The organism is Pseudomonas fluorescens, assembly GCF_040448305.1.
Classification (GTDB): domain Bacteria; phylum Pseudomonadota; class Gammaproteobacteria; order Pseudomonadales; family Pseudomonadaceae; genus Aquipseudomonas; species Aquipseudomonas fluorescens_BH.
On the sequence record NZ_CP148752.1, the window covers coordinates 3,268,906 to 3,281,491 of the forward strand.

A 12,586-nucleotide genomic window follows, 5' to 3' on the forward strand; every position below is an offset into this window, starting at 1 on the left:
AGACGCCTTCAACTCAAGGAATGCGTCCCGCAATCGAGCGTCGCCTGAGTTCGGCCTGAACTCTTTGAACTGTTTAATGGAGCATCAGCCTGGGAACTGATCCCCAAACATCGGGTACCCGCCGGCGGAACCTTCGCGCGTCGCCTCGTCCTGAATCACAAACATGACGAAGTCGTCTTCAGCGACTGCCAGTTGGCATTCGTAACGCAAATCGGGTGCTCCTGCGGCGACCAGCTCGAACAGACCCTCGCGACCCGGGGGTACATGGGCACTGTGCTGAATATAGGAGGGCGACCAGAAGCGTTCGGCCGCAGCCAGATCCTTGCGATTGGTCGCGTCACCCTTGTGAAAAGCCTGTAGGAGAAAAGATCCTTCATGGGTTAGCGCCTTGAGTCCGCTGGCAGAAGCTACGGTGAAACAGGGCAGTAAGCTGGCGCAATCGGTGCATGGGTGAGTGTTTTTTTTTGAAGGGGCAGTAGCTGGGGCACTATGACCCCAGTTACCAGTGGAACAGGTTTTCACGCAACTTCAGTATGGAAAGGATAGTCCGTGTAACCCACTTCCGTGCCACCGAAGAACGACTCGCGGTCGTACGGGTTCAGTGGCCAGCCATTGCGCAGGCGCTCCGGCAAGTCAGGGTTGGCGATGAAGTGGCGGCCGAACGCGACCAGGTCTGCATCGCCGGCCTCGAGGATCGCGTTGGCCGATTCACCGGAGAAGCCGCCCGCCGCGATAAGGGTGCCCTTGTAGTGCTGGCGGATGAGTTGGGACGCCACCGGACTCTGGTCACGGCGCTCGTCTTCGGCGACACCCAGGATGCGCGGTTCGATCAGGTGCAGATAGGCGAGGTCCAGCTTGTTCAGTTCGCGCGCGATATAGGTGAACAGGCCAATGGGATCGCTGTCGGACATATCACCGAAATTGCCGCTCGGCCCCAGGCGTACCGCCACCCGATTGCTGCCCCAGACGGAGATCACCGCTTCTACTGCTTCGAGCAGGAACCGGCTGCGGTTCTCGAACGAGCCACCGTAGATATCCGTACGTTTGTTGCTGCCGTCCTGGAGGAACTGATCAAACAGGTAGCCGTTGGCTGAGTGCAACTCCACACCGTCGAATCCGGCTGCGATACCGCGTTCGGCTGCGGCGCGGAAGCTTTCCACCAGCCCGCGGATTTCCGCGATGGTCAGTTCGCGCGCCGGGGAGCCGGGGGTCCAGCCGGTTTCGGTGAAGGCGAGGCCGCCGTGGTCTACGACGGAAGGGGCCACCGGTTGGGCGCCGCCTGGCTGCAGGAGGCTATTGGACTGGCGCCCCGCATGATAGAGCTGCAAAAAGATTTTCCCGCCCTTGGCATGAACGGCGTCGGTCACGAGCTTCCAGCCGGCGATCTGGCTGTCGTCATACAAACCGGGAGCACCGAGGTAGCCATTACCATTGGCTGCGGCGATAGTCGCCTCGCCGATCAGCAGGCCACCGGCGGTGGTACGCTGGGCGTAGTACTCGGCCATCAACTGGCCAGGGATGGCGCCCGGCTCGGCACGCATACGGGTAAGTGGCGCCAGAACGACGCGATGGGAAATCCGGTATGGGCCTATCTGGATGTTCGTATGCAGTTTGGACATGACAACGATACCTGTCAGTGGTGGGATGGGCGCAATGTAGGCGTAAAATTCGCGGAGAAAAATATCCCGCGATGCCGAACATTTCGGATGTTTTTTCCGTAATCCCACCTTGTTGGTGGGGTTCTACCGGAGCAGGCAGGAAAAGCGATGGAAAGTCTGAATGGCATCTCGATGTTCGTGCAGGTTGCCGAAACGCGCAGCTTTACCGAGTCCGCCCGCCAGTTGGGGGTGTCATCCTCGACCGTGGGCAAAACCATTGCGCGGATGGAGGAGCGCTTGCATGTGCGACTGTTTCATCGCAGTACACGCAGCATCACGCTGACGGCCGAGGGGACCCTGTTCCTTGAGCGCTGCCGCCGCATCCTCAGCGAGGTCACTGCTGCCGAGTCCGAGCTGTCAGGCCTGGCTGGCAGTCCACGGGGGCGGCTTCGGGTGGGCACGCCGCTACTGGGCGACCTGATGATGCCGGCCTTTGACGGGTTCATGGAGCAGTATCCGGAAGTCGAACTGGATATCGATTTTTGCGACCGCATGGTCGATGTGATCGAGGAGGGGTTCGACGCGGTGATTCGCACCGGCGAGCAGACCGATTCTCGCTTGACTGCGCGCCGCCTCGGTTCCTGCGCACATGTGCTGGTGGCGTCGCCGACGTATCTCAAGCGGCATGGTGTACCCGCGTATCCGCGTGAACTGGAACGCCATGCATGCTTGCAGCACAAGTTCCCCGCAACCGGAAAGCTGGAGCGTTGGCCGCTGCGGCTCGAAGCTTCCGAGGCTGAACTGGTGCTGCCCGCCACGATGACGTCGAACACCATCGAGCCTCTTGCCTACGCCGCAATCCAGGGCAGGGGCATTGCCTTTCTGCCGACTTTCCTGGTGCGCGAAGCGCTGGAAAGCGGCCAACTGGTCACCGTGCTGGACGACTACATTGACCGCCAAGTCGTCTTCTGGATGCTGTGGCCAGCCAGCCGGTATGCCTCGCCCAAGTTGCGCGTTTTCATTGACTACATGAGTGCGCACTTGCGCATCTGATCGCTTACGCCTGCAGCTTCAGGCGCACACCGTCGCGGTTGGAGATTTCGATGGCATCGATCAATTCGTGCATGCGCAAGGCATCCGCCATGGTCGGTGCAACCTGGGTACCGTCGCGCACATCATTGGCGTAGGCGGCATACAAGTGGGCCAGTTCCTGCTGGCTGCCGCCCAGGTCATTCTCCGGGAGCCAGTTGTAGCGCGGCGGCACCGTGAGTGTATGCATCGGTTGCGAGTCGCCCTGGGCCGCTTCGATGGTATTGAACTGGTCGCCAAAACTGGTGGTGTTCCAGATCTTGAGATCACCCTGGGTGCCGGTCAGGTCCAGCTGTATGCCATGGTTGCTGCGTTTCCCGGCTTCGATATGGACCGTCAGCACAGCCCCGTTGGAGAAGGTACCGTTGACCAGAACCTGGTCGGCCGTTGTGTGTTTCAGTACCTCACCTGTCTCGATCAGCGTCACTTCCGGGAACTGGTTGACAGTCAGCGCGCTGATGCTCTGCGGATGGCCCAGCATGCTGAACACCGCATCGAAATAGTGACCGCCATAGATGGAAAGCAGGCTGGAGAAGTTCTCCGGCGGGATGGTGAAGTACAGGGCGGCCAGGCGTTCGCGCTGGAAATATTCGACGCTGACATGCAACCGCACCGAACGCAGTTCCCCGATGTAGCCGTCCTTTAACAGGTCGCGTACATAGCGATAATCCGGGTTCAGTCGACGCTGCAATCCGACGATATGCCGAACGCCAGCCTTCTCGGCAAGCGCCATCAGTTCCTGCGACACGGCCTTGCTGGGCGTCAGCGGCCATTCGCAGTACACATCTTTTCCGGCGGCGATGGCTGCTCGTACGGTGGCCTCGTGCTGGGGTGCCGTGTTGAGCACGAGCACCAGATCCACTTCCGGATGGTTGACCAGAGCCTCCACGGAATCGAGCGCAAAGCGGATGCCGTGGCGCCGCGCCAGGTCGGCGGCTTTTTCCGGGCTGCGACTGTGGACTGCCGTCAGCTCATAGTCGGGAAGCAACTGGAGGGCGGGCAAGTGACCGTACTCGGCCCAATGACCGACGCCAATGAGACCCACTCGAATTTTTTTTGATGACAGGGTCATGGAAGCTCCTGAGCCTGGTTTGAAGGGAAAGGTTGCGTTGTCGGGCGACGACGGCTGGCGGCATAAGGCCAATACCGCGCAAAGGGCGCTGATAAAGCCAAGGTTGGCCACGGCAAATAACGTCATGGCGCCGAGGTATTCCAACTGCGGAAAACCTGGTCGAGCCAGTGTAGGAAGAGATGTAGTCGGAAAAAATGCGTTAGAGATCCGAACACTTCGGACGCTGGTGTCCGGAATACTCCGCACCAGGACTACCGAAACGTTTGGCCCAAGCCTTCCGTATTGACTTCAGTCCTTTTTTGGGAAAATTGCACGGTACTTGACCACCCGATTGCATTCGACCTGACCAGTGATTGCGACGGATTTGACCGGAATGCTTTGTAACCACGATCGGCAGAGAACGGCCAGGAGCGGACGGTGGACACAGTGATGGCAAATGGGTAGCGTTACCGATGCTGCTTTCGAGTCTAGAAGGCAACAGGGCCTACCGTCGCCCTTGTCGTGTTTCTCTCAGGGCGATGTCGCGTTTGCCCTAAGCTAGACAAGCACTGACAGGGCGACAAGGAGCGTTATACGACAAGCCATCGCAACAAGAAACATGACATGGCATGTCGCCTAATTAGTAGTTAGATCTCAGGAGAGATCCCCGATGCCCAGAGAGTTCGAGCTCATTACGTCCGTGCCAGTCCCCTCGAGGTCCGGCATCTCCCACTTTTACAAGTCGATGAACCTAGCGGACGCTTTTGCGATTCGGCTCCCTGCGGGCACATCTAGCAATCCAGATTTGCTGGCTCGATTCATCTTTTCCCACCAGCCATCCTGGATCGGATGGCTCATGAAAGTCCGAGACACTATCGTTGCCTGTTTCGGTCTCAAGACAGCCAAACACTTGGCAACACTTGCTAATCGGATTGGAATCTTCAAGGTCTACAGCACTAACCAGACTGAAATCGTGTTGGGAGAGGACGACAAGCACCTCGACTTCCGGATATCGGTTCTGTGTTCTGGAGAGGCAGAGCCAGAAGGCAGTCACCAACTCGTTGTTTCAACCGTGGTCCAGTGCCACAACCGTCTAGGCCGGGCCTACATCTTCGTCATTGCCCCATTTCACCGCTTGGTTGTTAAAGCCAGCCTCCTGCGTGCGGCGCGCGTCGGTTGGCCTCTGGCTACCTGCCCCTAAGGCTGAGAACGCTGTGTGCCCCTCTGAAGTTTAACCCTTCCATCGAGCGATTGAATCCACAGTCGATTGCAGCCCTTCATGACAGGCAACAATCGGCCACAAGCGGACAGTCAAACACCGGTACCATTGCACACTGCCTTTTCGATTAACGTGGTCTAAAGAGTTCGCCGATCTGCCTTAGCGAAAAAACGCTCATCGTGCGGCGGACAGCGGATTTTATGGTATTCAGGCTGTATCGTTCACGGAAGTCAGCGCGCCGATACTTCTTCCGAAGGCACACGAATTTTTCAGCAAACGGAGTCACCTAACATGGACGTCATCAATCAGCTGCAGCCCGAAGAGTGTGCAGGCATGGAGGATATCCGACGCGAAATCGATGCCCTAGATCAGGTTGTTATCAAGCTGTTGGGTAAGCGCTTTCACTACGTACTGGCTGCCTCGAAGTACAAGACCTCAGTGACTTCGGTGCGTGCTCCGGAGCGTTTCAAGGCCATGTTGGCGACACGACGCGAGTGGGCCGAGGCTGAGGGCCTGAGCCCGGATGCAATCGAGAAGATGTACAGTGACCTGGTGAACCACTTCATTGCAGAAGAAATGAAACACTGGACGGCTCATCAATCCGACACCTGACTCTAGTGTCCGGACTGACTTCCTCGGGGCGTGAAGCGGACACTGACTCACGCTGTGATTGACGGGCTGGCCGATAGTGGCCAGTGGAGAAGAAACCCATCAGCGCCAAGCGGACTGATCGACCCTGGCCGGGGTCGATCAGGGGAGTTTCTTAGAAACTCCATTCCTCAGCCTGAACGACTCGGCAGAATGGCCCCGCCAAGGTTGCATTGTGGTGGGCAACGATGGCCTCTGCTTTGAGCGTTGGAGTATCAGAGCAGGTATGTCCGTCGGCGATGAGCACAGCATCGAAGCCGCAATCGCGGGCAGCACGGCAAGTACTATCTACGCAGTATTGAGTTTTCATTCCTGTAACGACGATGCCTTCACAGCCGCGTTCGCGTAGCTGACCAGCCAGCTCAGTCTGAGCAAAGGCGTTGGGACGTTTTTTCTCAAAAATCACTTCGTCACCTCTTAGCTGCAACTCCTGGACAAGCTCGGTGAGCGGACTACCCGGCTCGATAGGAGACCCGGCCGGACCTATGTGGCGGGCGAGAAAGATGGGGGCGCCAGTCTCCCGTGCACTTCTCATCAGCCTATTCAATGTATCGAGAAGCGCTTCACTGCCCCAAGGTCTATCCGGGCCGTGAACAAGCCCTACCTGCATGTCGAGAATCAGAAGTGCATACATGTGCGTTTCCTTACGTTTGTGCCAATAAAACCGGGGCAAAAAAAAGACCCGGTCCATTACTGGCGGGTCTTTGGGGTTATGCGTTGTTTTAACTCACACAACCTCCCACGACCCGCCTGTGGCGGTCGTGAAGGTTGTGGTCGATTCGATGCATGGCGTAGTCATGAAGCATGACCTTAACTGTGGCGCGCCGGTCTTGCAAGTGAGCATGCCCGGGATGAAAGTCATTTCATGCAGATGGGACTCAACGACAGCTCCTGGCCGATTTCTGCCTTTCACGACCGGCTGAAATCGACCCAATATAGCCGTTCGCTAACGAATGCAAATGGCCGTTTTTGACTATCGCCACCGGCAGCAATGGGTCGCTCTCTGACGGTCATGACCACGAAGCGTGCTGGTCAAATCCGATGCAAATGATTGGTCAGGTCGAATGCAAATGGGTGGGCAAATCTATGCAATTACCTGTTTTTCGTCGTGAGCGTAGAGATGTACTTTGATGCGTGGTCCTGCGTCATATTTGACATGGACCCGGTAGCCAAGGCTATACGCGGAGAAAGGGGCGATTCCGGTTTTAAAACCGACGCCGGGGGGGGTATTCAAGCAGCTTGAACTGCTTTTCCACTCGATCAGGACGAACTCCGATGCCTCGCAGAGAGGCCGGTTGTTTCGCTTTCAGGATCTCTCCTGTTTTGAGAAGCAAACCGGCCATACGCGGTTCTGATGCAAACGTTAAACGGTCACCACGATCTTTCCGATCTGTTGGTTGGTTTCAAGGAAGCGGTGCGCCTCTTGAATGTTATCGAGTGTGAAGGTCTTGGCGATGATCGGCCGAAGCGCGCCTGATTCGAGTCCATTCAGGATGAACGCCTTGGCCCGCGACAAGGTCACCTGGTCGGAAACGATTTCAGAATAGAGGTAGCCCTTGAGGGTCAGGGTTTTACCCAATACGGTGAACAATGGGAATGGCGTGGGTTCCGGGCTCAACGCACCATACTCAAGCAGGATACCGCCCTTGGCCATGCTTTGGGTGAGAGGTACGAAGGAGGGGCCGCCTATGGGATCGAAAACGACACGGGCACCCAATCCGCCGGTCAGCGCCATTGTCGCTTCGACAATATCCTCTTCCTCGCTGACGATGACATGTGCGGCGCCTGCATCCAGCAACGCCTGTTTCTTTGCCCGCGTGCGGGTAACGGCGACGGCGGTGGCGCCCACCATTCTGGCAATCTGAAAGGCTGCCAATCCGACGCTGCTGGAAGCAGCGGTAACCAGAACAAAATCACCTTTTTGCAGTTTTGCCTGCTCGACTAATGCACCCCACGCTGTAACGTACTGCATCCAGGAGGCCGCAGCCTGTTCAAAAGACAGGTTTTCGGGATGCTTGACAGTGAGGTTGGCGGGCACGTTCGCCAATTCGCCATATGTGCCCCAGCGTGCAATGTCCAGTGGCGGAATGACGCTGACAACATCGCCTGCCTTGAAGTCAGTGACGCCGGTACCGACCGCGACGACAACGCCGGCGGCTTCATACCCCAGACGACTTGGAAATTCCGCCTCTTGCAGGTAGGCATTGTTGCGGAACATGACTTCCGCCCGGTTCAGCCCTATGGCTTTTACTTCAATTTGCACCTCGTCCGATCCTGGAGCAGGCACATCGACTGCTTCCAGCTTCAAGACGCTTGCGTCACCGTACTCATGGATTCTGACAATGCGGGCCATCGTTACCTCTGTTGTAATCAAGGGGCCGGGGTGAATGCCGACCTGATTTGAGTGAAAGCGGGAACCCAGGCAGTGGTCGGGATTGTGAGCGCGCCTGAGTCATGGCAATCAAATATAGGCTTTGGCCCCCCCTCGGATAAAGGACTAGGATGGCGCAACACTAGAAACAATGGGTTTCCAATGGATCGTCTCACCCAGATGGCCACATTCGTCAAGGCGGTACAGCTCGGTTCCTTCAGTGCGGCGGCGGAAGATCTCAATCTATCCCCGCAACTGGTAGGTAAACAGGTGAAAATGCTCGAGCAGCATTTGGGGGTGTCGCTGCTTAACCGAACGACTCGCAAACAAAGCCTCACCGAATTTGGCCGCGCGTTCTATCCGCGAGCAAAGATGATCCTTGCCGATATGGACGCTGCGGAAAGCATGGCTGCCGTGACGCGCGGGGTTCCAAGCGGTCGACTGAGAATCAACGCACCCGTCACATACGGTATGCGTACGCTGTCGCCGCGCCTGCTGGAGTACATGGTCAAGTATCCGCAGGTCTCAGTGGACCTTACGTTATCAAACGAGATCGTAGACCTCGTGGAAGACGGCTATGACGTAGTGTTTCGGGTTGGTGGGCTTTCGGACAGCGGTTTGAAAGCGTTGCCATTGAGACCCTACCAGATGGTGCTCTGCGCTGCGCCGTCCTATCTGGCTCGGCGGCCTCGCATTACTACACCCTGGGATCTGCAACAGCACGAGTGCCTGGGCTTTGCGTATTCCGACGGGCGCTCACACTGGAGTTTCGACGGGAAGGAAGGGCGTATAGATGTGCCCATTACAAGCAGATTGACGATTAATCAGGGCGATCCGCTACTCGCAGCCGCCGTCGCTGGATTGGGCGTGATGCTTCAGCCGTTGGAGCTGGTCAAGGATGCATTGAGGGATGGGACGTTGGTCAGCCTTTTACCTCACTACGAGGTGCCGGTCTCACCCATGAACCTTTTATATGCGCCTGACCGTCGGTTGACTCCCAAGCTGCGAAGCTTTCTGGACTTTGCCAGTGCTGCGTTTGGCCGAGCCCCCTGATCGATGAACCCACTCGTAACTGCACCTTCGAGCCCTTGAGCCTGATATCGCTTACTCCCTTTCGAGCAAGTGCTCCAGGAACAATCCCGCCGCGACCGACAACGCCTCTCGCGACCTCACGCACACGCTGAGTTCGCCGCAGGCCCATGGCTCTCCAGCCTGATCGCCTTCGCACCTCCATTCTGTAAATCGCCGCGCTCCCCTCGGGCGTGATGCCAATGCCCAGGCCGGCCTGAACCATCAGGCATAGCGCGTCGTAGCTGGAGACTTCCATGCGGATTTTCAGCGAACGCCCCAAGGGGGATAAGCCAGCGCCAACGTTGGCCGATCCAGGGCTTCAACGGGCTCGTGATTCGGTGGTGTCCCGCCGGGAGAGCAGCATCTCTTCTTTCGGCGCGGCGAAAGGCGTGTTAAAAAATGTTATTAGTAAAAAATACTTCACATAATCTGATCACTGGTAGATGATCTTCATCAGCCGGTATGACAACCTGATAACACGACAAAAACAGGATTGCCTTGATGTTCGATGAGATCCCGACTCAAGTCCTGAATCACAGCGCCCCTCAGTTGGTTTATCCGCGTGGTGCTGATTCTGTCTATCGCTGCCTTATTCACAACGCGGCCAACGTCTGCGCCTTGCAGGCGTGGCAGCAGTCGCTGCTTTTCTCTGGAGTACCCCATGAATAACAAGAATGTCGGTGTGGTCGGTCTGGGCGCGATGGGGCTGGGCATTGCCCGCTCGTTGTTGCGCAGCGGTTTTAATGTGCATGCCTGTGATGTGCGCACTGCCGTAACAGAGCAGTTCGCCGGGGAGGGCGGCGTGGCTTGCCTGTCACCGTCGCACATGGCCGCTGAGTGTGACGTGATCATTACAGTGGTGGTCAACGCCGAGCAGACCGAGACGGTATTGTTTGGTGAGGGTGGTGCCGTGGCCTCTCTGCGGCCGGGCAGCCTGGTGATCGGCTGCGCCACAGTCGCTCCGACCTACGCCGTGGACCTGGGCCAGCGCCTGGCCGCGCTGGGCTTGCTGTATCTGGATGCACCGATTTCCGGTGGCGCGGCCAAGGCTGCCGCTGGCGAGATGACCATGATGACCTCGGGCCCGGCCGACGCCTACGCCAAGGCTGAGTCGATCCTCGCTGGCATGGCCGGCAAGGTGTATCGCCTGGGCGACGTCCATGGCCTGGGTTCGAAGGTCAAGATCATCAACCAGCTTCTAGCCGGGGTGCATATTGCCGCTTCTGCCGAAGCCATGGCGCTGGGCCTGCGTGAAGGGGTCGATGCCGATGCGCTGTATGAGGTGATCACCCATAGCGCCGGTAACTCCTGGATGTTCGAAAACCGCGTGCCGCACATTCTCAAGGCGGACTACACGCCGTTGTCCGCCGTGGATATTTTCGTCAAGGACCTGGGCCTGGTGCTGGATACCGCCCGGGCCAGCAAATTCCCGTTGCCGCTGTCGGCCACCGCTCACCAGATGTTCATGCAGGCATCCAGTGCCGGCTTCGGCCGTGAGGACGACTCGGCGGTGATCAAGATTTTCCCGGGCATCGAATTGCCGATTGCCAAGCCTGAGCCTGTTTGAGGAACACCCCATGACTACCTCCACCGCACGCCCGCTGCTGGGCTGCATCGCCGACGATTTCACCGGCGCCACGGACCTTGCCAACATGCTGGTACGCGGCGGTATGCGCACCGTGCAAAGCATTGGCATCCCGAGCGCGGAAGTGGCTGCCGGGCTTGATGCCGATGCGATCGTCATTGCCCTGAAGTCGCGTACCACGCCGGTCGCCGAAGCAGTCGAGCAGTCCCTCGCCGCGCTGGCCTGGCTGCGCGAACAAGGTTGCGAGCAGATTTTTTTCAAGTATTGCTCGACGTTCGACTCCACCGCGGCCGGCAACATCGGCCAGGTCAGCGAAGCGCTGCTGGCCGCACTGGGTAGCGACTTTACCCTTGCGTGCCCGGCGTTCCCGGAAAATGGCCGGACGATCTTTCGCGGCCACCTGTTTGTGCAGGATCAACTGCTCAGCGAGTCGGGCATGCAGAACCACCCGTTGACGCCGATGACCGATGCCAACCTGGTTCGCGTGCTGCAATCGCAGACCCGTCTGAATGTCGGTCTGTTGCGCTACGACACGATTGCCCGTGGCGCTGAGCAGGTGCGGGCGCGCATCGCCGAGCTGAAGGCTCAAGGTGTCGGCATGGCCATCGCCGATGCCTTATCGGATAGCGATCTGTACACCCTGGGTACCGCCTGCGCCGATCTGCCGTTGTTGACGGGTGGTTCGGGGCTGGCCCTGGGCCTGCCGGAAAATTTCCGTCGTGCCGGCAAGCTGCGCGACCTTGATGCCTCGAAACTTCCGGTGGTGTTCGGCGGGGAAGTGGTGTTGGCCGGTAGCGCTTCGATCGCCACCAATGGACAAGTGGCCGCCTGGCTCGAAGCCGGTCGGCCGGCTTTGCGGATTGATCCGCTGGCCTTGGCGGCGGGGGAACCGGTGGTGGCGCAAGCCTTGGCCTTCGCCCGTGATAACGAGCAAACCGTATTGATCTACGCCACCAGCTCACCGGAAGAGGTCAAGTTGGTGCAACAGCAACTGGGCGTCGAGCAGGCCGGTAGCCTGGTGGAAAACGCCTTTGGCGAAATTGCACAGGGCCTGCGCCAGACCGGTGTGCGCCGCTTCGTGATCGCCGGCGGAGAAACCTCGGGGGCTGTGGTCCAGGCGTTGGGTGTGCAGTTGCTACAGATCGGCGCGCAGATTGATCCGGGTGTACCGGCGACCGTCAGCAGTACCGAGGAACCTTTGGCGCTGGCACTCAAATCGGGCAACTTCGGTGGCCGGGATTTCTTCAGTAAAGCCTTGAACCAACTCGCCCAGGCCGGGGGTGCACAATGAGCTGCGCAATGAGTAACGAGAACGCCCTGCGCGAAGAAATCTGTGAGGTTGGCCGCAGCCTTTATGAGCGCGGTTATACCGTCGGCAGCGCCGGCAATATCAGCGCGCGACTGGATGACGGCTGGTTGATCACGCCGACGGATGTGTGCCTCGGACGTCTTGATCCGGCGACCATCGCCAAGGTCAACCTGGCCGGTGAATGGGTGTCCGGTGACAAGCCTTCAAAGACCCTGGCGTTGCATCGCCAGGTCTACGACCGCAACCCGAATGTTGGTGGTGTGGTGCATACCCACTCCACCCATCTGGTGGCGTTGACGCTCGCAGGTGTCTGGCAGGCGAACGACATTCTGCCGCCGCTGACGCCGTATCAGGTCATGAAAGTCGGGCATATCCCGTTGATCGCCTACCAGCGACCCGGCTCGCCGAAGGTTGCCGAACAGGTCGCGCTGCTGGCCAATAGCGTTCGCGGCGTGATGCTCGAACGGCTGGGCCCGGTGGTCTGGGAGAGTTCGGTCTCCAGGGCCAGCTATGCCCTGGAAGAGCTCGAGGAAACCGCGCGGCTCTGGCTGATGAGCAATCCCAAGCCCGAACCGCTGGATCAGGTGGCGCTGGACGAACTGCGAGCAACCTTTGGTGCGCACTGGTAACGCATTGGCTTAACAC

14 protein-coding genes are annotated in these 12,586 nt (G+C 58.5%); 9 read left to right on the top strand and 5 right to left on the bottom strand.

The features are described from left to right. Positions 1-84: 84 nt before the first annotated feature. Both WHX55_RS14760 and WHX55_RS14765 read right to left on the bottom strand, forming a co-directional pair. Positions 85-522: an ester cyclase gene (locus tag WHX55_RS14760; protein ID WP_257605503.1), complete on the bottom strand. Its 438-nt coding sequence runs from the start codon at positions 520-522 to the stop codon at positions 85-87. Beyond that, on the bottom strand, positions 519-1,619 hold the full coding sequence (locus WHX55_RS14765) for an alkene reductase (RefSeq protein ID WP_151213469.1): 1,101 nt from the start codon (positions 1,617-1,619) through the stop codon (positions 519-521). Before WHX55_RS14765 ends, WHX55_RS14760 begins: the two co-directional genes overlap by 4 nt. 147 nt (positions 1,620-1,766) lie before the next feature. Between WHX55_RS14765 and WHX55_RS14770 the strand changes: the two genes are divergently transcribed. Next, entirely contained in the window at positions 1,767-2,651 is an 885-nt protein-coding gene (locus tag WHX55_RS14770) for a LysR family transcriptional regulator (protein ID WP_150723855.1), read from the top strand. A gap of 4 nt (positions 2,652-2,655) precedes the next feature. Here the strand turns inward: WHX55_RS14770 and WHX55_RS14775 are convergent, their stop codons facing one another. Further along, a complete protein-coding gene (locus tag WHX55_RS14775) occupies positions 2,656-3,759 on the bottom strand; it encodes a Gfo/Idh/MocA family oxidoreductase (protein WP_151213470.1) in 1,104 nt (367 codons plus the stop codon). A gap of 649 nt (positions 3,760-4,408) precedes the next feature. Between WHX55_RS14775 and WHX55_RS14780 the strand changes: the two genes are divergently transcribed. Together WHX55_RS14780 and WHX55_RS14785 are read left to right on the top strand one after the other, a co-directional pair. Continuing rightward, on the top strand, positions 4,409-4,939 hold the full coding sequence (locus WHX55_RS14780; RefSeq protein ID WP_151213471.1) for a DUF2867 domain-containing protein: 531 nt from the start codon (positions 4,409-4,411) through the stop codon (positions 4,937-4,939). A 309-nt stretch (positions 4,940-5,248) separates the two neighbouring features. Next, positions 5,249-5,569, top strand: coding sequence for an isochorismate lyase (locus WHX55_RS14785; RefSeq protein WP_150755274.1), 321 nt, complete (start codon positions 5,249-5,251; stop codon positions 5,567-5,569). A gap of 151 nt (positions 5,570-5,720) precedes the next feature. Here the strand turns inward: WHX55_RS14785 and WHX55_RS14790 are convergent, their stop codons facing one another. Together WHX55_RS14790 and WHX55_RS14795 are read right to left on the bottom strand one after the other, a co-directional pair. Further along, positions 5,721-6,239: a cysteine hydrolase family protein gene (locus WHX55_RS14790; RefSeq protein WP_150755275.1), complete on the bottom strand. Its 519-nt coding sequence runs from the start codon at positions 6,237-6,239 to the stop codon at positions 5,721-5,723. Positions 6,240-6,968: 729 nt separating this feature from the next. Further along, entirely contained in the window at positions 6,969-7,958 is a 990-nt protein-coding gene (locus WHX55_RS14795; protein WP_150755276.1) for a zinc-dependent alcohol dehydrogenase family protein, read from the bottom strand. 180 nt (positions 7,959-8,138) lie between these two features. Between WHX55_RS14795 and WHX55_RS14800 the strand changes: the two genes are divergently transcribed. From WHX55_RS14800 to WHX55_RS14825, 6 genes are all read left to right on the top strand, one after another. Next, the gene (locus WHX55_RS14800; protein WP_150755277.1) at positions 8,139-9,029 is read left to right on the top strand and encodes a LysR family transcriptional regulator; all 891 of its coding nucleotides are present in this window, start codon (positions 8,139-8,141) and stop codon (positions 9,027-9,029) included. A gap of 272 nt (positions 9,030-9,301) precedes the next feature. After that, complete coding sequence (locus WHX55_RS14805; protein WP_191633649.1) at positions 9,302-9,475, top strand: hypothetical protein; 174 nt, start codon at positions 9,302-9,304, stop codon at positions 9,473-9,475. Between the two features lie 73 nt (positions 9,476-9,548). Next, positions 9,549-9,716 (top strand): hypothetical protein, encoded by a 168-nt coding sequence (locus tag WHX55_RS14810; protein ID WP_353742973.1) that lies wholly within the window; start codon positions 9,549-9,551, stop codon positions 9,714-9,716. Continuing rightward, entirely contained in the window at positions 9,709-10,614 is a 906-nt protein-coding gene (ltnD, locus tag WHX55_RS14815) for an L-threonate dehydrogenase (protein ID WP_353742974.1), read from the top strand. The genes WHX55_RS14810 and ltnD overlap by 8 nt, the downstream gene beginning before the upstream one ends. 10 nt (positions 10,615-10,624) lie before the next feature. Further along, complete coding sequence (gene otnK, locus WHX55_RS14820; RefSeq protein ID WP_353742975.1) at positions 10,625-11,923, top strand: 3-oxo-tetronate kinase; 1,299 nt, start codon at positions 10,625-10,627, stop codon at positions 11,921-11,923. A gap of 8 nt (positions 11,924-11,931) precedes the next feature. Next, positions 11,932-12,570 (top strand): aldolase, encoded by a 639-nt coding sequence (locus tag WHX55_RS14825; RefSeq protein ID WP_353742976.1) that lies wholly within the window; start codon positions 11,932-11,934, stop codon positions 12,568-12,570. Positions 12,571-12,586: the final 16 nt, after the last annotated feature.

Coding starts and splice junctions, on each gene's coding strand:
- otnK (WP_353742975.1), top strand. CDS start 10,625: ATGACTACCTCCACCGCACGCCCGCTGCTGGGCTGCATCGCCGACGAT.
- ltnD (WP_353742974.1), top strand. CDS start 9,709: ATGAATAACAAGAATGTCGGTGTGGTCGGTCTGGGCGCGATGGGGCTG.
- WHX55_RS14800 (WP_150755277.1), top strand. CDS start 8,139: ATGGATCGTCTCACCCAGATGGCCACATTCGTCAAGGCGGTACAGCTC.
- WHX55_RS14770 (WP_150723855.1), top strand. CDS start 1,767: ATGGAAAGTCTGAATGGCATCTCGATGTTCGTGCAGGTTGCCGAAACG.
- WHX55_RS14785 (WP_150755274.1), top strand. CDS start 5,249: ATGGACGTCATCAATCAGCTGCAGCCCGAAGAGTGTGCAGGCATGGAG.
- WHX55_RS14780 (WP_151213471.1), top strand. CDS start 4,409: ATGCCCAGAGAGTTCGAGCTCATTACGTCCGTGCCAGTCCCCTCGAGG.
- WHX55_RS14765 (WP_151213469.1), bottom strand. CDS start 1,619: ATGTCCAAACTGCATACGAACATCCAGATAGGCCCATACCGGATTTCC.
- WHX55_RS14795 (WP_150755276.1), bottom strand. CDS start 7,958: ATGGCCCGCATTGTCAGAATCCATGAGTACGGTGACGCAAGCGTCTTG.
- WHX55_RS14790 (WP_150755275.1), bottom strand. CDS start 6,239: ATGTATGCACTTCTGATTCTCGACATGCAGGTAGGGCTTGTTCACGGC.
- WHX55_RS14775 (WP_151213470.1), bottom strand. CDS start 3,759: ATGACCCTGTCATCAAAAAAAATTCGAGTGGGTCTCATTGGCGTCGGT.
- WHX55_RS14805 (WP_191633649.1), top strand. CDS start 9,302: ATGCGGATTTTCAGCGAACGCCCCAAGGGGGATAAGCCAGCGCCAACG.
- WHX55_RS14825 (WP_353742976.1), top strand. CDS start 11,932: ATGAGTAACGAGAACGCCCTGCGCGAAGAAATCTGTGAGGTTGGCCGC.
- WHX55_RS14810 (WP_353742973.1), top strand. CDS start 9,549: ATGTTCGATGAGATCCCGACTCAAGTCCTGAATCACAGCGCCCCTCAG.